The following is a 16,570-nucleotide window of genomic DNA, read 5'->3' as shown; positions in this document are numbered from 1 at the left end:
CCGGTCACGACCTCGACGAGGGGCCTTCGCGCTGTCGTTTCAGTCTAGGGACTCCCGACACGAGTGCCGCGAGCAGCAGGCCCGCGCAGGTCAGCCAGAACACGACGCCGGTGTCGAAGAGGGTCACGGCGACCGCGCCGAACGCCAGCAGCCCGGCCCAGAGGTAGATCAGCAGCACGGCCCGCCGCTGCGAATGGCCGATCTCGAGCAGGCGGTGGTGCAGGTGCATCTTGTCGGCCGCGAACGGGCTCTCGCCCCGGCGGGTGCGCCGCACGACGGCCATCACCAGGTCCAGCAGCGGCAGGAACAGCACCGCGGCGACGACGAACAGCGGTGAGAGGAGCGCGACGACGTCGGTGGCGTCGAACGAGGTGTAGTTGATCTTCCCGGACGCCGACGTACTGGCCGCGGCGAGCATCAGGCCGATCATCATCGACCCGGAATCGCCCATGAAGATCTTCGCGGGCTGGAAGTTGTGGGGCAGGAAGCCGAGACATGCGCCCGCCAGCGTCGCGGCGATCAGCGCGGGCGGGTACGTCCCGACATCCCCGCCGGACGAGGCGAGCAGGCCGAGCGAGAACGCGCACGTCGCGGCGGCGGCGATGAAACCGAGACCGCCCGCCAGTCCGTCGAGACCGTCGACGAAGTTCATCGCGTTGACCATCACCACGACGAGCAGCACCGCGAGCAGTCCGCCCTGGTTGCGGTCGAGGATCAGCACCTGGCCGAGCGCTTCGCCCTCACCGCCCCACGGCACCCAGAACGAGACCCACTGCAGGCCGAACAGCACGAGGATGCCCGCGCACATGACCTGGCCCGCGAGTTTCGTCCAGGCGTCGAGCTCGAACCGGTCGTCGAGCGCGCCGATCAGCACGATCACCGCGCCGCCGATGAGCACGGCGAGCGGGTCGTAGGAGTACTCGAACGCGCGGCGCAGCACCGGCAGCTGGTGCGCGAGCGCCATCCCTCCGACGACGCCGAAGTACATCGCCAGGCCGCCCATGCGCGGGATGGGCACCACGTGCACGTCGCGTTGCCGTGGGACGGCGACGGCGCCCGACTTCATGGCGAACTTCCGCACGAGAGCCGTGAGCAGGAACGTCACGGCCGCGGAGACGAGCGCGACGAGGATGTACTCGCGGATGGGAAGACCCGCCGTGGGAGTCACGGGCGCCCCGTTCCGACGACACCCCGTGTCCCCGTCCGGCGGCTCCCGGGGACACGGTGGGTCCCGGCCAGTCGGTGGGAAGTCACGGCGGGTAACGCTATCGCCATACCGACGGCGTCACTCCTGCGGGCCGAGTTCGACGCCGAGCACCTCGGACACCGCGTCGGCGCTCACGGCACCTTCCCGCAGCATGACCGGCGCCGAGCCGGTCAGGTCGACGATCGTCGACGGCACCACCTCCCCGCTGGGGCCGCCGTCGAGGTACACCGACACCGACTCGCCGAGCTGGTCCTTCGCCTCCTGCGCGTTCGCGGCGGCGGGCTTGCCGGAGACGTTGGCGCTCGACACGGCCATCGGCCCGACCTCACGGAGCAGTTCGAGCGCCACCGGGTGCAACGGCATCCGCAGCATCACCGTGCCGCGGGTGGTGCCGAGGTCCCAGTTCAGGCTCGGCGCATGCGGCAGCACGATCGACAGGTCGCCGGGCCAGAACGCCTCGATGAGGGCGCGCGCCTGCTGCGGCACCCCGAGCACCAACCCGTCCACTGTGGACCACGAACCGACGAGCACGCCGACCGGCATGTCCGGTCCGCGGTGTTTCGCCTGCAGAAGTGCGCGCACGGCGGCGGAGTCGAAGGCATCCGCGCCGATGCCGTAGACGGTGTCGGTGGGCAGCACCACGAGGCGCCCCGAGCGGACCGATGCGGCCGCGGCCTTGAGTCCGTCGACGCGGGAATCCGGGTCGCTGCAGTCGTAGACCACGCTCATGACCGGCAGCTTAGACCCGCCCGTCTCCACCGCTCGCAGCGGCGGTCGGCGCACGTGCACTGCCGCGCATCGGCGGGCGGCGATGCGCGGCAGTGCACGCCGTGATGAACTTCTGCCGATGACGACACGGTCCGAGGAAACCGACGGGCAAGCGGGTGGCGCGCGATGGCGCGGTCCCGCCGGGCTCGGCCGGACGCTGCTGCTCCTGTTGCCGTTGCTCGTGGCGCACGTACTCATCGACGTCACGGCGCTGAGCGGAGGTCTCATCACGCTCGTGTTCTGGCCCGCACTGCTCGCCGGCTACGCCGCGATCTGCCTGCTCGTCTGGTTCGTCGGAACGCGCGCCGCGCGATGGTCCACGGGCAGGGCCGCCCTGACCGGAGTCGCCATCTACCTGTTCGCCGCGATCCCGCTCTCAGCCGCCGCGCTCGCGTTACTCAACGATGCGCTGACGCCGTAGCCGACACGCCAGTCGGGGCATCGGCCCACCGCATCTCGGCTCGACCGCATCTCGGACCCACAGGCCCGACCGCTCAGCCCCGCAGGGCGGTGGCGAAGCGGGCGCGGCCTGCCAGGTCCTGGTGGTCCCGGACGTCGGTGAGCACCTTTCGCGCGCGCAGCAGTTCCGGCACCGCGCCGCCGTGGGTGTCGTCGTGCTCCATGGCCACCCCGCCGCCGGGTTTGAGCAGCCGCGCGGCCATGCCGACGACGTGGCGGATGACGGCCAGCCCTCCCCCGGGCGCGAACACGGCCTGCGGCGGGTCGTGGTCCGAGACCTCGCGCGGGACCTCGGTGCCCTCGGGGACGTACGGCGGGTTGCACAGCACCAGGTCGACGAGGCCGTCGAGCTCGGCGAACACGGTCGGGTCGGTGACGTCGCCGGAGTACAGCCGGACCGGCGTGTCCCCCGCCTCGGCACGGGCGTCGGCGTTGTGCCGGGCCCAGGCCAGCGCGGTGGGGTCGTTGTCGACGGCGTAGACCACCGCGTCCGGGCGGGCGCGGGCCACGGCGAGCGCCAGCGCACCCGAGCCGGTGCACAGGTCGACGACCACGGGGTACTCGCGGCCCTTGAGAAGCTTGAGCCCCCATTCGAGGAGCAGTTCCGTCTCCGGGCGCGGCACGAACACGCCGGCGCCGACGTCGACGGTGATGTCCCCGAGCGCCGCCCATCCGGTGAGGTGCTGCAGCGGCACCCGTTTGGCGCGCTGTTCGACGACGCGCCGCATCGACTCGACGACGGGCGGATCGACCAGCGGGGTCAACGGGAGCCGACCACGGTCGATCCCCAGCACGTGAGCCGCTATGAGCTCCGCGTCGTTGCGCGGCGAGGCCACACCGGCCTGCTCGAGGATGCGCGTCGCCTCCAGGATCGCCAGGCGGAGAGGCTGTCTGTTCACCCTTCTACCCTGGCATATTCGTCAGCCATCGGGCGGGACGTACCCCGCGAGCGCGGCACGGGTACGCCGCATCGACGCGATCGACTCGGCCATGGCCGCCAGTTCCCGGCGAAGGGTCGCGACGAGCTCGGGGCACGGCGCGAGGTGTGGCTCGGCGTGTACGAACCCTGGTCACGCTGGCGCACCTCGCGGCGCACACGACGCGACTCCGACTGGGCACGTCCGTGCTGGTGCTGCCGCTGCGGGAGCCGTTCTCGGTCGCGAAACAGGCCGCGACGCTGCACCGCCTCTCCGGTGACCGGTCGGCGGGCCACCCACCACCGCCCGCCTGTCAGCTCACGAGCACCGCACGCTTGCGGAACACCACCAGTGCGAGACCGAGAACGACGACCGCCATGCCGCCGAGCACGAGCACCTCGGTCCACACGTCGGCGATACCGGTTCCCGGCTCGCTCAACGTCAGCAGCGCATCCATGCCCCACGAGTGCGGGAAGACGTAGCCGATCGTGTTCAGCGGCTCGCCCGCGACCTCCCTGGGCCACAGGCAACCGCCGAGCATGCCCAGCACGATGCCGAGAGGCGGTCCGATGGCGGGCGCCTGCTGGGGTGAGCGCACCCATGCACCGACCAGCATCGCGGCGCCGGTCGCGACCAGGCTGAACGCGCCCACGACCGCGGCGACGCCGAGCGGATCACCCCAGGCGACGTCGAACAGCAACGAGCTCACGCCGATGATCAACAGCGCTTGCGCCAGCGCGACGACGAACCGGCTCACCGCTTCGCCGAGCAGGATCCGCCCACCCGAGAGCGGCGCGGCGACGGACCGGCGCACCATGCCGAGGCGTTTGCTCTCGACCAGCGCAGCCGCCACGGCCATCGAATTGATGAACGTGAACAGCAGCAGGTTCGCCGGAGCCGTGTAGGCGAACCCCGTGGGCGTGTCGTCTCCGCCGCTCCCCCGGACGGTCACGGTGCCCTCGACGCCGCGCTCCTGCGCTTGCCGGACGAACCGTTCCGCCTCCTCGGGCGTGGCACCCGCCTTCTCCGCCGCGCTTTCGGCCTCGAGCACCGCCGCAACCTTGCCGATCGCCGCGTCGATCTCGCTGCGCGCGGCCATGCTCGTGCCCGTGTTCTGGGCCATGACGAGGTCGAGCTCGCGACCGTCCCGCGGAATCACCAGCCCGGCGGCCGCTTCGCCGGTGCGTACGGCGTCGCGCAGCGCCTGCTCCGAGTCCGGGGACACGACCCGCACGGTGCCTGCGTCCTCCAATTCGGAGATCACCGCGGTCCCGATCCGGTCGCCGTCGGCCGCGTGCACCGCGACGGGGAGTTCGTCGTCCCCCGAGGCACCGCCCATCGCCATGCCGACGAACAGGATCGTCACGAACGGCATGACGACCATGAAGAACAGCCCCACCCTGTCCCGGGCCTGGCGGAGCAGATTCGCCGCAACCAGCGCGACGACCGGACGTGGCCTCATGCGAACCGTCCCTTCGAGAAGCGCAGGAATGCGGGAATCCCGGCCGCGACGCCGATGCCGACGAGCACCAGCAGCGGCGTCGTCACGTCCGACACTCCCGTGCCTGCGGCCGCGAGCTGCCCGATTCCTTCCGACACCCAGCCGTTCGGTGTCACGAGCGCGGCCGTCTGCAGGAAGTCCGGAAGGTCGTAGACCGGCACGATGCTCCCGCCGAGCAGCGCCAGCACGAAGGCCAGTCCCAGCACGAAGCCGTCGACCTGGGCATCGGTCCGCGCCCTGCTCGCCACCAGCAGCACGAGCATCGTCGCGGCGAAGACGTGCGCGACGAGCAGGAGCAGCACCGCGACGGGATCTCCCCAGCTGACCCCAAAGATCAGTTCGGACGAGACCCATGTCGTGCACATGCTGACGAGGGCCAGCCCGAACCCCACCACGGCCTTGCCCGCCAGTGGCGTCCAGGCGGGCACGGGGCCCGCCCGGATGCGGTCGAGTGTGCCCAACTGCCGGTCGGTGAGCAGAGCCCGTGCCGACGTTCCCGCCACGAAGAAGGCGAACATCACCGCCATGCCCGCGCCGTAATGCACCGTCATCCCGACTTGCGCGCCCGCGACCGTGGCGTCGGAGAGCCGCAGCGCGGGCCCGTCGGCGCCGTTCTCCTCGACGAACTCGGTCACCCGCTCCGGGGGCACGCCCGCCGCCAGCGACACGTCCACCGCCAGGGTGCGCGAGGCGACCAAGGACGAGACCTGGTCGACGAGGCTGCGCGCCACGACGCCCGCGTACGGCGCCTCCGCCGATTCGAGGACGGACACCTCGCCGCCCTCACCGGCGCTCACGCTCTCGCTGAAGCCCTCCTCGAACACGATCGCCGCGCCGGCCGCACCGTCGTCGACCGCCTGCTGTGCCGCATCGACGTCCGGGAAGCGCTCGAACCCGATCATGTCACGCAGCTGTTCGCTGTCCATCGCTTCCCGCTGGACACTCGCGGGCACCTCGCCGCCGTCGTTGTCGACGATGCCGATCGTCGTGTCGAGCGCTTGTTCGTCGTCCCCGCCGAGTGCGACACCGAACAGCGTCGCCAGCAGCACCGGCGCCACGAAGGCGATCAGCACCGCCGTGCCGTCGCGCAGCCGCGCCCTGACCTCGTGCCCGGCGACGACCGCCAGTGCCGAGAGCTTTGTCAACACCTACCGACAACCCCTTGTTCGTTCAGTCGCGCAACGTGCTGCCGGTCAGGTGCAGGAACGCGGCCTCGAGGTCCGGTTCGATCACGTCGACACCGGTGACCTGGGCGAGTCCGTCCACCGCGCCGAGGAGTGCGGGCAGCAGGTGCCTTCCTCCGACGGCCAGCAGGCGCAGCGAGTTCTGGCCCGTCACGGCTGCTTCGGTGACGCCCTCGACCGCGCGGAGCTTCTCGGCCGCCGCGTGGACGTCGCCGTCGAGCACCAGGTCCACCTTGTCGGTCCCGCCCAGTTCCGCGACCAGTTCACGCCGGGTGCCGTCGGCGACGACGCGACCCTTGTCGATGATTCCGACCCTCGTGCAGACCCGTTCGACCTCCTCCATGTAATGGGAGGTGTAGAGCAAGCTCACGCCTTCCCCGACGAGCCGTTCGATGCTGTCGAGGATGGCGACCCTGCTCTGCGGGTCCACGCCGACGGTCGGCTCGTCGAGGATGAGCAGTTCCGGTTCGTGCAGCAGCGCCACCCCGATGTTGGCCCTGCGTTTCATCCCGCCGGAATAGGTCTGCACCTTGTCGTCACCGCGCTCGCTCAGGCCGACCGCGTCGAGGACCTCCGTGATCCGGGCGGCGAGTCTGCGCCGCCCGAGGCCGTAGAGCCTGCCGAAGTAGCGCAGGTTCTCCCGGGCGGTCAGCTCCGGATAGAGCGCGATCTCCTGCGGCACGTAACCGATAAGGCGTTTGGCCTCGACCGGGTCGGAACCCATCTCGATGCCGTTCACCTGCACGGAACCGCCGTCGGGACGCAAGAGGCCCACCAGCATCGAGATCGTGGTGGTCTTGCCCGCACCGTTCGGCCCGAGCAGGCCGTAGGCCTCGCCGGAGTCGATGTGGAAACCGACGTGGTCCACCACCGCCGTCCCGTCGTATCGCTTGACCAGGTTCTCGCAGGTCAGCGCAAAGGTCATACCGTCCCCTGTGGCGCGTGGTCGTCGAGTCGTTCCGGCTGGGAAGTGCCGATGACATTGTTGCGGAAACGCTGACCGGCCGGGTCCACCGCGACCAACGCGTCGAACGGCTCGTTTCCGGTGATCACATTCCATTCGAGGGAGTTGTCCGACGAGTCGGAGCCGCCCCAGTCGGCCGAGCTCGCCAGTACGACCGCCCCCGGCATCACCGTCTCGCCGGACGGCCGGTTGTCGTGCACCCGGTTGCCGACCACGGCGACCCGCTCCGTGCCGATGGCCGCGATGCCGACGCCCGAGATGGGAGGGCCCGCAGCGCCGAGATCGTCCGGCGCCTCACCTCCCGCGGCAAGAGTGTTCCCCGTGACGTCGTTGTCGGAGACGAGGCAGTCGTTCACACCACCCGGCAGTTCGCCCTCGTAGGTCTGGTGCAGCAGGAGGATGCCCGCAGCATTGCCGTGGCAACGGTTGCCGACGACCCGAACGGTGCTGGAGTTGTCGACGAACACACCGAAGGCCGACTCGCTGCATTCGCTGCCGGTGACCAGACAGCGCGAACCGGCCGGGCAGAACGCGAAGGCGACCCCCGCGTACTGGCTGCCGCGGGCCTGGCACGACTCGACCTCGACGTCGGCGGATTCGCGCACGTACAGCCCCCACACCCGGTTGCCGTCCGATTCGACGTCGGCCAGCCGGATCCCGCGGCAGCTGTGGGCGTACACGCCGGCACCGCTGAAGCCGCGCACGGTCATGCCTTCGATCGCCACGTCGGTCATCTCGTGCAGCGCGATCCCACTGATGACGTCAGCCGGGGCGTCGTGCAACGGCGGGATCGACGTCGGAGCGGGCGCTCCGGGCACGAGCACCGTGCGGCCCCTGCCCGCCCCGACGAGCGTGACGCCCGGCGTGGTGACCGACAAGTTCCCTTCGAACGTTCCTTCGGCGAGGCGGATGATCGTGCCCTCGGCCGCGGCGTCGAGCGCCGACTGCACCGATTCTCCTTCAGCGACGAGGACCTCGGTGGCCGACCGGGTGGACATGCTCATGCGGACTCCTTCGCGGTGGTCGTGACGAGAACGGCGAGGGCGACGAGCGTTTCCTCGCGCCGCCCCCAGCGGGCGGAGCCGACCGCGGACGCCCCGTCCCGGTCGGCGACGCCCAGGCGGGTGAGAGCCGCGTCGAGGCTCGCGCCGCGGACGCGGTAGCTGCAGTGTTCCGTGAGCATGACGTCGGTGACCTGGCCGAGCTGGGGCGTCGCGTCCTCGAGGAGGCGCCCCGCCGTCGCCGGAACCAGCGTGTCGGTGTCGGAACCGGCGAGGAAGTCGTGCCAGCTGAACCCGGGCGGACGTCCGCCGATGGCTTTGATCAGTGCCTCCTTGACGGCGACCGTGGCTGCCGTCGCCACCGCGCCGTCGGGATGCAGCCGCGGCTCCTCGTCCGCGGTCACGTGCCGAACGTACGAGCTGCCGCTGTAGTCGATGGCGCGCGACACCCTGCGGACGTCGAGCACATCGACCCCGAACAGGACGGCCCGCGCGGTCACGCCGCGATCCGGTCGACGAACCGGGTCAACCGCGCGGTGTAGAGCTCGCTGCGTTCGACCATCGGGATGTGCCCGCAGTCGTCGACGGTGACGAATTCCGCGTCGTCGTAGCCTTCGAGGAGTTCCTGCCACGGCGCGACCGGAGTCATCCGGTCACGGGCGCCCCACACGTACAACGACGGGCACTGCACGCCGTCCAGTCCCGCGGACACGGCGTAGTTCCGGGTCGCCCGCAGGCTGCGCGCCATCGCGACCATGGCGGGACCGGTGCTGAGCAGCGCGCCCGTCTCCTCGATCTGTTCCTCGGTGAACAGCGGTTCGCCGTGGAAGAGCGCTGCCAGCATGCGTTCGCGGAACTGGTCGGTCGCCAGTTTGACGCTGCCGCGCCGGTCCATGCTCAGGCCGACGTCGGGTTCGGTGGTCAGGCCCGGCGCGCCGCTGACGACGATTCCCTTGACCCGGTCGGGACGGCGGCCCGCCAGGTCGATGGACACGAGCCCGCCGAGCGAGTTCGCGCAGACCACGACGTCCTCGGCCCCGACCGCGTCGCAGGCGGCGATCAGCTCGTCACCGAGGCGTTCGATCGAACCGGCCACCTTGCTGTCGACCGCGCAGATGGCCTCGTTGATCCGCATGACCGGACGGCCCGCGTTGCCGAGCTCGGTGAACGGGTGGTCCCAGATCCACTTGCCTGCGAATAATGCGGACATGAACACGACCAGGGGGCCGTCTCCCGGCGTGTTGCGGTGTTCGGAGGTGAAGACGGGCACGGGTGCTCACTCCTCGGGTAGGGGGATCAGCGGACGGGCGGACGGTTCGTTGCCGCAGTCGCACGCCCGGTCGCCCGGCACGACCGCGGAACACCCGGCACAGCGCAGGTACACGCTGTCGCGTTCGAGGGACCACACGCTGGTGTAGGCGCCGGTGCACAACCCGCCGCGGAAGAACCGGCGCATCGCTCGCTGATGCGGTTTGGCATGCACCGCTCTGACCGCGTCGAGGGTGGTGAAGGCGCTCAGAGTGTAGCGGCGACCGCCGATCTCGAAGATCGCCGCGCCGAGGAATCCCTTGCTGTGCCTGAGGGATTTGACGACCTCGTACGTGAGCAGGTCCACGTCCGCGCCCTCCTCGTCGTCGTGGACGTCGAGCCAGGTCAGCGTCAGCGCACCCGGTGCCGCGGTGCGGGACGAACCCGCACCCATGCTGATGCCGTAGTCGACGACATCGGTCGACGGCGGCAGGAATCGGGCGTCGTAACCGAGTGACCGTGCGAGTGCGAGCCGGTCGAACCGGCGGGTGACCGACACCCGCCCGGCGCTGCGCGTGAGTACGTCGACCCCGCTGATGGTGGCGTCACCGCCCGCGGAGGGAATGCCCAGATACGGCGCGCGGTGCGCGGCGGTGACGGTCCACGTGAGCACGATCGTGTCGTCGGTCTCGGCCGTCGTCTCCGCGTCGAGGGGCCACCGGGGGAAGCGGCGCAACACTCCAGCCAGGTGTTCGGCCAGTTCCGCACCGGACACCGCGCCGTCGGTGTCCGGGTCCGAAAAGGATTCGGCGACGGCGGTCAGTTCGGTGACGCTGCCCGCACGCCACGCGTCGAGCCAGCGCTGAGCCGTGTCCCTCATCGCAGAGCCCCTTTCCCGGCCCGCGTCCGGTCCTCGTCGCACGTCCGGCCCTCGTCGCACGTCCGGCCCTCGTCGCCGTCCCCCGGAAGCCGCGCCGATTCCAGCGCGACCGCCACGGCCAGGCTCGCCGCGTGACTGATCGACACCCCGACACGGCGTTCCGGCCGGACCCGCGTCCACAATGTTCCCCGCAGCTGGACGGCCGGCGGATGCCCGTGCAGACACGCGGCACCGCTCCCGCAGATCGGCGACGGCCGCGGCAGGATCTCCACCTCGCCCAGGCTGTGTTCGTCCTCCTGCACAGTCAGCAGCCGGAGCACCGCGTACTTGGCCGCGAGCCGCCCTGCCCAGTGCTGGAGCGTCCTACCCTTCCCGGAGTGCAGTCGTTCGGCCCGGGTGAACACCCGCTCGACCGGCATCGGCGCAACGAGCGCCGCCGGACCACGAACCCCGTCGAAGGAGACGGCCGCGCTACCCCAGGACGTCATCGCACACCGCCTGCGGGCAGGGAACGCAGTACCGCGGGCGTGGACATGCTGACACAGCGCACGCCGACGGTACGGAACATCCCGGTGAGCGATTTGCTGTCCCCCACCTCGACGCACCCCTCCACAGTGGACAGCTCGTTCATCGTGCGCGTCCACTGGACCCGGGCCACCAGCTGTTCGATCAGCGCGTCGGTGATGGTGCCGAGATCGGTCGTCGGCTCGCCGGTCACGTTCGGCACGACGGGCAGCCGCGGCGGTTTCAGCGGTGCGGCCCGCACGGCCTCGGCCCACGCGTCGACCGCTCCCGCCATCAGCGGCGAGTGGAAGGCATGACCCACCTTCAGCGCAACGATGCTGCGGGCGCCGTCCGCCGAGGCTGCGAACCGTTCGAGCGCCTCCGGATGCCCCGACACGACGACCTGTTCCCGCGCGTTGTCGAGCCCCACGACCAGTGGCTGGCCCGGCCGGGACGACTCGGCCGCGAGTTCCTCGACCCGCTCGACGGGCAGGCCCAGCACCGAGCTCATGACCCCGTGGCCGGGCAGTTCGGCCATCAACGCCGACCTGGTGGCTACCAGCCGCAACGTCTCGGCCTCGTCCAGCACGCCTGCGGCGCACAGCGCGCTGAGCTCGCCCACGCTGTGCCCGGCGACGATGTCCGGCTCGTAGCCGCGGGCCCTGAGCACGGCGAGCCCGGCGAGGTTGCACACCGTCACGGCGGGCTGGGCATGCTCGGTGTCGACGAGCCGTGCGAGCGGACCCCGCGCGCACAGCCGTGCCACGGACTCGCCGAAGAGCTCCTCGGCGCACTCCCAGACCGGGGCGGCGGCTCCCTCACGGCGCAGCCAACCACCCATGCCGACCCGTACCGTCCCCTGGCCGGGGAACACGAACCCGATCACACCGATCCCTCCTGTCCGCGTCAGAGCCTGCGGCGGCGGGACGGCGCCGCGGCCGAACTCTGCGAACCCAGGAATCCGCGCAGCAGGTCCGTCGTCAGCTCGGGCCGGTCGAGCGGGATCCAGTGGCCGGCGTCCTCCACCCGTTCGTAACGCCACGGCCCCTTCACGAACTTCTGCGAACCGGTCATGCCTTCCTCCAACAACGCCTGGTCACCGGTCGACCAGACGCCCAATGTCGGAGCCAGCACCGGCGGGAAGTTGCGCTCGGTCCGCAGCTCGGCCTCGGGAGAACGGTTCGCCCGGTACCAGTTGAGGGCAGCCGTGAGCGCTCCCGGCTTGGCGAGTTCCCGCAGGTAGCGCCGGTGGTCGCCGTCGGCGCCGATGATCTCCTTGAACAACCGCCATCCGTTGCGACGCAACAGCTCCTCACTGACACCGGGGAACTGGTAGAACAGCATGTACCAGCTGGCCTTGCGCTGTTCGATGCTGGGCGTGGCGAACACCCCGGGATGTCCGACGGAGAACACCGCGAGATGGTCGACCCGGCGGGGCATCAGGAACGCGTACATCCACGCGATCGCGGCGCCCCAGTCGTGGCCGACCAGATGTGCCCTGCCGATCCCGAGCTGCTGGGTCAACCCGACGATGTCGTTGACCAGCGTCCGCATGTCGTAGGCCTCGATGTCCTGCGGTTTGCTCGACTCCCCGAACCCGCGCTGATCGGGCACGACGACCCGGTAACCCGCCTCCACGAGCGGGTCGATCTGGTTCCGCCAGAGATAATGCGAGTCGGGGAACCCGTGCAGCAGCACCACCGGGTCGCCTTCGCCCTTGTCGACATAGGCGATGTCGACTCCGTTGACGTGGACGGAATCGGTGAGCAGTGATTGCGTGGTGGTCATACCGTCTCCCTGAACAGACGCTCGACGAAGAACTCGCTGAAGCCGAACTCCGGGACTTCCTCCGGCGGCACCATGTTGAGCAGGCCGAGAACCTGTGCGGCCGGGTTCTCGTCCATGAGCGCACGGACCCGGCGCCTGCGCGCCGTCGCCTCGGGGCCGAACTCGCACTGCAGCTTGGCGATCACGGATGCGCCGAACACCAGTCGCTCCATGCGGAACGCTCGTTCCTCCCGGTACGGGAGGAAGGCCTCCGGCGTCCACTCCCTCTCCGAGAGCAGCACGTCGGAGACGATGCGCACGTCGCGCAGCGCACACGACAGACCCACCCCGAGCACGGTGTCCGATGTCCCCGCCTCGTCGCCGATCAGGACGACCCCGTCGGTCACGATGCCGTGCTGCGGGCGGTAGGTGATCGCGGGCCATTCCTTCAGCGGTCCGATGGGCCGTGCCGCGGCGTACACGGATCTGCCGTGGCCGGGCAGGGCCTCGAGCTCGAAGTCCGCGAGGAACCGCTCCGCGGCGCCGTCGCCCCGGTACTGGTGCCGGTGGCTCGTCGGGTAGTTGAGATACAGGCGTGCCATCCCGTCGCCCTGCGGGAAGACCATGAAGTTGCGTTCACCCTCGGTGCCCATCGCCTGCACGTCCATCGGCCAGTCCGTGAGGCCCTCGACCCGCAGTCCCGCGCCCCAGTGGTCCACCGACGTGTTCATCGGCAACCCCACCTGTCTGCCGACCCGGCAGTTGGTTCCGGTCGCACCGAGCACGATCCGGGCGCGCACCTCGACGGCCTCGTCGTCCTTGCGGTAGCGGACGATCGGCTCCTCACCCGCATCCACTTCGCAGTCTCGGGCGCCCATGACGATCTCGGCGCCGGATTCCTCCGCCTGTTCTGCGATCGCGTCGCACACGAGGTGGTGCGGAATGCCACGGGGGCCGCCCGCGCCGGGGACGAAGCTCGTCATGTCGACGGTCACGGCGTCCCCGGGAGCGACCACCTCGTCCCACTGGGTCCACTCGCGGATCTCCCACCCGCCGCCGACGGCGATGGCATCGTCGACACCGAGGCGTTGCGCCTCGGCGACGCCCCACGGGGCGAGCCACTCCCCCCGTACGAGGTCGCTGAATACCTCCTGCCGTTCGAGGAGCACGACCGACAGTCCGTTGGCGGTCAAGTACGCGGCGGCGGCCGTGCCCGCGATCCCGCCGCCGACGATCGCCACGTCACACGTCCGCACCGTCATGTCTGCCACCCCTCCCAACTCGTGCGCGAGGCCGCGGGACTCCGCTTCGCCGGGGAGAACTCCGTGCCGACGGTGTGGGCGACGGGAATCATGCACACCTGCGTCACTCCGCTCGGAATCCCGAGCAACTGCCCGACGCGGCGTTCGAACGGCAGGTGCATGCAGGTGATCGTGCTGCCGAGACCGCGGCTGCGGAGCGCGAGTTGGAACGACCAGATCGCGGGGAATATCGAGCCGTAGAACGTGCTGGCCCGCATCGCGCCGAGGCGCACGTCCTGCCGCTGCGTGTCGGCGTCCCGTGGCCTCGTGCGCAGCCACTCCGCGTCCACCTCACAGATGTCCGGCGGCCTGCCGAGCAGGCACGGGATCACCAGTACGGGCACCCTCGCGATATTGCGGGCGAGCAGCTCCGCGGACTCGTTGTTGCGCTGCGCGGACCGGTTCCTGCGCCGCCTGCCGGAATTGGTCCACGCCTCGTGACGGTGGAACCGCCACGAGATGTCGAACACCTCCGACAACTCCTGCTTCACGGCGTCGTCGGTGATCACCACCCACCGCCACGACTGCTGATCGTTGGCGTTCGGCGCCTGCACGGCGACGTCGAGGGACTCCTCGATGAGCTGCCGCCGCACCGGCCGGTCGAGGTCGAGCCTGCGCCGGACCGACCGGGTCGTGGTCAGCAGCCGGTCGGTCTCGGCGACGTCGAACACCGTCATACCGCCCCCAGCAGCGTCGCACCACGCACCGAGCCGGGGGACGAGCCGAGCACGACGGCGGTCGACACCGGAGCCACGCCCACCACGCTCACCTCACCCACGCCAGCTGCGGGCTCTCGCCGCACCGCGTCCGGCACGGCTCCGTCGCGGATCGCCAGTGCCCCCAGTGCCAGGTCGAGAGCGCCCGTCACCGAGCGCAGATCTCCGGTGACGGCGGCCGACCCCGCCAGCTGCGCCCCCGGCATCGTCGCGGTGACCGCAGCTCGCTCGCTCTCGTCCCCGACGTGGGCACCGGAGCCGACGACCAGATCCGCCGACCGCGCGTTCAACGCCCCGATGCCGTGTTCGATCAGCTGCTGTTCACCGGCGCCGATCACCGACGCGTGCGTCGAGCCGCGCACCCGTGCGTACGGCACGCCGCCGCGGGCGGCGCTGTGGGCGGCCGACTCCACCACCAAGCAGACCGATCCGGACCCGCCGGCGACCTCGTCGGCAGCGACCACGAGAACGACGTCCGCCTTGCCACAACGCACCGCCTCGACGGCGCAGTCCAGCGCGACCGAGGCCGACGCGTTGCCGTTGCAGATGGTGGTCGTGACACCACGCAGCCCCAAGGTCTGGCACACGGCGCCACCCGTCGCGTTGAGGACGACGTTCGAGAAACTCAGCACCGCGGGCTTGTTCGGGTTCGCCAGCACACTCTCGTCGAATCCGGCGGTGCTCTCGATCGACCCCGCGGCCGTCGCGAACACGACACCGACGTTCTCCAGCCCGGCCCTGCCGAGCTTCAGGCCCGCGTCGTCCCACGCGAGCCGGGACGCCGCGATCGCCGTGCGCGACAGCCGGTTCATGTGCCGCCATACCGACCGAGGCGCGAACGTCCGGCCTTCGAGCGAAGGGTGACCACCGGCTGCGGTCCGGCCTTCCGCCAGCGCCGCGGTCAGCTCGTCGACACCGACACCGAGCCCGAGCACCGGCCCCAGCCCGGTCACCACGACCTCCGCCTCCGGCAACGGTTCGAAGTCCCTGGCGGGTCCGGGTTTGCGCAGCACCAGCGACGCGTTGTTCCCGCCGAACGCGTAGTTGTTGGAGACGACGACGTCCATGTCCAGCTCGCGCGGCGCGTTGGGCACGAAGTCGAGCGTGGCCGTGGCCGCGTCCTCGTCGCTGAATCCGATCGTCGGCGGTGCCGTGCCGTTGCGGAGTGCCAGCACGCTCGCGACGGCTTCGACCGCACCGGCCGCGCCGAGCGTGTGGCCGATGAACGATTTGATGCTGCTGGTCGGCACCGACGCCGCACGCTCGCCGAAGACGGTCCGCATGACCTTCTTCTCCATGGCGTCGTTCGCGGGTGTGCCGGTGCCGTGGCCGTTGACGTAATCGACGTCGTCGGCGGTCAGGCCTGCGTCGACCAGCGCGCGGCGGACGGCGCTCGTGCCGCCACGCCCGGTCGGATCGGGTGCGGTCGCGTGATACGCGTCGGCCGACAGCCCGTACCCCGCCACCTCCGCGAGTGGCTGCGCACCCCTGGCGAGCGCAGCGTCGAGCGGTTCGACGACCACGAACGCCGCACCTTCACCCAGGTTCAGCCCTTCCGAGCGGCTGTAGGGTGCGCACGGTCCGGCGCTCAGCGCCTGCAGCCCCGCGAACCCCGCATAGGTGCCGAACAGCAACGGGTCGACCCCGCCTGCCAGCACGACGTCCGCTTCACCGGTGAGGATCTTGTCACGGGCGAGGCCGACCGCGTTGCCGCCGGCGGCGCACGCGGTCGACACGAGGATCCGCGGCCCCGCCGCCGAGATCCGGGCGGCGACGGTGTCCGCAGTGGCGTGCATCGGCTGGTAGGCGCCGTCCCCGGCAGGCGTCGCCTGGCATTTCCCGAGCACCAGGCCGAAACGCTCCGCGGGCGTGTCGCCGAGCCCGGCGTGCGTCACGGACTGCCTCGCCGCCACGAGCGCCAGCTTGGCCGTGCGGTCGAGTTCCCGCTCCGCCACGGGCAGCTGGTCGTCGATCCACGCGTCGGGTACCTGTCCGGCGAACCTGGCTTCGAACGCGGCGAACCGTTCGTCCCGTACGGCGGAGATCCCCGACTCGCCCGCGACGAGCGACCGCCAGAACTCGTCCGCGTCGCGGCCGGCCGCGCAGATGACCCCGACCCCGGTGATCACGACAGGGCGCAACACCATTGTGAC

General features: G+C 70.7%; 17 protein-coding genes and 1 pseudogene. 2 read left to right on the top strand and 16 right to left on the bottom strand.

Annotation, left to right across the window (positions count from 1 at the left end; genetic code table 11):
- Window positions 1–4 precede the first annotated feature (4 nt).
- Window positions 5–1,168, bottom strand: coding sequence for an MraY family glycosyltransferase (locus FHS23_RS17235; RefSeq protein WP_183656739.1), 1,164 nt, complete (start codon window positions 1,166–1,168; stop codon window positions 5–7).
- A gap of 117 nt (window positions 1,169–1,285) precedes the next feature.
- Window positions 1,286–1,936: an L-threonylcarbamoyladenylate synthase gene (locus FHS23_RS17230; RefSeq protein ID WP_183656736.1), complete on the bottom strand. Its 651-nt coding sequence runs from the start codon at window positions 1,934–1,936 to the stop codon at window positions 1,286–1,288.
- 118 nt (window positions 1,937–2,054) lie between these two features.
- Between FHS23_RS17230 and FHS23_RS17225 the strand changes: the two genes are divergently transcribed.
- On the top strand, window positions 2,055–2,396 hold the full coding sequence (locus FHS23_RS17225) for a hypothetical protein (protein WP_183656733.1): 342 nt from the start codon (window positions 2,055–2,057) through the stop codon (window positions 2,394–2,396).
- A gap of 73 nt (window positions 2,397–2,469) precedes the next feature.
- On the opposite strand, the gene prmC is transcribed toward FHS23_RS17225, so the two are convergent.
- Entirely contained in the window at window positions 2,470–3,333 is an 864-nt protein-coding gene (prmC, locus tag FHS23_RS17220) for a peptide chain release factor N(5)-glutamine methyltransferase (protein WP_183656730.1), read from the bottom strand.
- 146 nt (window positions 3,334–3,479) lie between these two features.
- Between prmC and FHS23_RS23810 the strand changes: the two are divergent.
- Window positions 3,480–3,575, top strand: a pseudogene (locus FHS23_RS23810) (hypothetical protein); the annotation flags it as partial.
- A gap of 89 nt (window positions 3,576–3,664) precedes the next feature.
- On the opposite strand, the gene FHS23_RS17210 reads toward FHS23_RS23810, so the two are convergent.
- From FHS23_RS17210 to FHS23_RS17150, 13 genes are read right to left on the bottom strand one after another with little or no spacing between them, the layout of a single operon-like run.
- On the bottom strand, window positions 3,665–4,813 hold the full coding sequence (locus FHS23_RS17210; protein WP_183656727.1) for an ABC transporter permease: 1,149 nt from the start codon (window positions 4,811–4,813) through the stop codon (window positions 3,665–3,667).
- The gene (locus FHS23_RS17205) at window positions 4,810–6,000 is read right to left on the bottom strand and encodes an ABC transporter permease (protein ID WP_183656724.1); all 1,191 of its coding nucleotides are present in this window, start codon (window positions 5,998–6,000) and stop codon (window positions 4,810–4,812) included. Before FHS23_RS17205 ends, FHS23_RS17210 begins: the two co-directional genes overlap by 4 nt.
- A gap of 22 nt (window positions 6,001–6,022) precedes the next feature.
- Window positions 6,023–6,961: an ABC transporter ATP-binding protein gene (locus FHS23_RS17200; protein ID WP_183656721.1), complete on the bottom strand. Its 939-nt coding sequence runs from the start codon at window positions 6,959–6,961 to the stop codon at window positions 6,023–6,025.
- Entirely contained in the window at window positions 6,958–8,004 is a 1,047-nt protein-coding gene (locus tag FHS23_RS17195; RefSeq protein ID WP_183656718.1) for a right-handed parallel beta-helix repeat-containing protein, read from the bottom strand. Before FHS23_RS17195 ends, FHS23_RS17200 begins: the two co-directional genes overlap by 4 nt.
- Window positions 8,001–8,501 (bottom strand): holo-ACP synthase, encoded by a 501-nt coding sequence (locus tag FHS23_RS17190; RefSeq protein ID WP_183656715.1) that lies wholly within the window; start codon window positions 8,499–8,501, stop codon window positions 8,001–8,003. Before FHS23_RS17190 ends, FHS23_RS17195 begins: the two co-directional genes overlap by 4 nt.
- Window positions 8,498–9,271 carry an alpha/beta fold hydrolase gene (locus tag FHS23_RS17185; RefSeq protein WP_183656712.1) on the bottom strand — a complete coding sequence of 258 codons (774 nt, stop codon included), beginning with the start codon at window positions 9,269–9,271 and terminating at the stop codon, window positions 8,498–8,500. The genes FHS23_RS17190 and FHS23_RS17185 overlap by 4 nt, the downstream gene beginning before the upstream one ends.
- Before the next feature lie 6 nt (window positions 9,272–9,277).
- Window positions 9,278–10,129 carry an ester cyclase gene (locus FHS23_RS17180; protein WP_183656708.1) on the bottom strand — a complete coding sequence of 284 codons (852 nt, stop codon included), beginning with the start codon at window positions 10,127–10,129 and terminating at the stop codon, window positions 9,278–9,280.
- Entirely contained in the window at window positions 10,126–10,617 is a 492-nt protein-coding gene (locus FHS23_RS17175; RefSeq protein ID WP_221219698.1) for a holo-ACP synthase, read from the bottom strand. The genes FHS23_RS17180 and FHS23_RS17175 overlap by 4 nt, the downstream gene beginning before the upstream one ends.
- Window positions 10,614–11,519 carry an acyltransferase domain-containing protein gene (locus FHS23_RS17170; protein WP_183656707.1) on the bottom strand — a complete coding sequence of 302 codons (906 nt, stop codon included), beginning with the start codon at window positions 11,517–11,519 and terminating at the stop codon, window positions 10,614–10,616. The genes FHS23_RS17175 and FHS23_RS17170 overlap by 4 nt, the downstream gene beginning before the upstream one ends.
- A gap of 20 nt (window positions 11,520–11,539) precedes the next feature.
- Window positions 11,540–12,421, bottom strand: coding sequence for an alpha/beta fold hydrolase (locus FHS23_RS17165; RefSeq protein WP_183656704.1), 882 nt, complete (start codon window positions 12,419–12,421; stop codon window positions 11,540–11,542).
- A complete protein-coding gene (locus tag FHS23_RS17160) occupies window positions 12,418–13,662 on the bottom strand; it encodes an NAD(P)/FAD-dependent oxidoreductase (protein ID WP_183656701.1) in 1,245 nt (414 codons plus the stop codon). Before FHS23_RS17160 ends, FHS23_RS17165 begins: the two co-directional genes overlap by 4 nt.
- Entirely contained in the window at window positions 13,659–14,378 is a 720-nt protein-coding gene (locus tag FHS23_RS17155; protein ID WP_183656698.1) for a nitroreductase family protein, read from the bottom strand. The genes FHS23_RS17160 and FHS23_RS17155 overlap by 4 nt, the downstream gene beginning before the upstream one ends.
- The gene (locus FHS23_RS17150) at window positions 14,375–16,564 is read right to left on the bottom strand and encodes a beta-ketoacyl-[acyl-carrier-protein] synthase family protein (protein WP_183656695.1); all 2,190 of its coding nucleotides are present in this window, start codon (window positions 16,562–16,564) and stop codon (window positions 14,375–14,377) included. The genes FHS23_RS17155 and FHS23_RS17150 overlap by 4 nt, the downstream gene beginning before the upstream one ends.
- Window positions 16,565–16,570: the final 6 nt, after the last annotated feature.

The organism is Prauserella isguenensis, assembly GCF_014191605.1.
Classification (GTDB): domain Bacteria; phylum Actinomycetota; class Actinomycetes; order Mycobacteriales; family Pseudonocardiaceae; genus Prauserella; species Prauserella isguenensis.
This window is presented reverse-complemented; position numbering and strand designations above follow the sequence as displayed.

Bases quoted from the DNA above. Each gene is read 5' to 3' on its own strand.
- FHS23_RS17210 (WP_183656727.1), bottom strand. From the start codon at position 4,813: ATGAGGCCACGTCCGGTCGTCGCGCTGGTTGCGGCGAATCTGCTCCGC.
- FHS23_RS17180 (WP_183656708.1), bottom strand. From the start codon at position 10,129: ATGAGGGACACGGCTCAGCGCTGGCTCGACGCGTGGCGTGCGGGCAGC.
- FHS23_RS17150 (WP_183656695.1), bottom strand. From the start codon at position 16,564: ATGGTGTTGCGCCCTGTCGTGATCACCGGGGTCGGGGTCATCTGCGCG.
- FHS23_RS17230 (WP_183656736.1), bottom strand. From the start codon at position 1,936: ATGAGCGTGGTCTACGACTGCAGCGACCCGGATTCCCGCGTCGACGGA.
- FHS23_RS17165 (WP_183656704.1), bottom strand. From the start codon at position 12,421: ATGACCACCACGCAATCACTGCTCACCGATTCCGTCCACGTCAACGGA.
- FHS23_RS17160 (WP_183656701.1), bottom strand. From the start codon at position 13,662: ATGACGGTGCGGACGTGTGACGTGGCGATCGTCGGCGGCGGGATCGCG.
- FHS23_RS17200 (WP_183656721.1), bottom strand. From the start codon at position 6,961: ATGACCTTTGCGCTGACCTGCGAGAACCTGGTCAAGCGATACGACGGG.
- FHS23_RS17225 (WP_183656733.1), top strand. From the start codon at position 2,055: ATGACGACACGGTCCGAGGAAACCGACGGGCAAGCGGGTGGCGCGCGA.
- FHS23_RS17175 (WP_221219698.1), bottom strand. From the start codon at position 10,617: ATGACGTCCTGGGGTAGCGCGGCCGTCTCCTTCGACGGGGTTCGTGGT.
- FHS23_RS17195 (WP_183656718.1), bottom strand. From the start codon at position 8,004: ATGAGCATGTCCACCCGGTCGGCCACCGAGGTCCTCGTCGCTGAAGGA.
- FHS23_RS17155 (WP_183656698.1), bottom strand. From the start codon at position 14,378: ATGACGGTGTTCGACGTCGCCGAGACCGACCGGCTGCTGACCACGACC.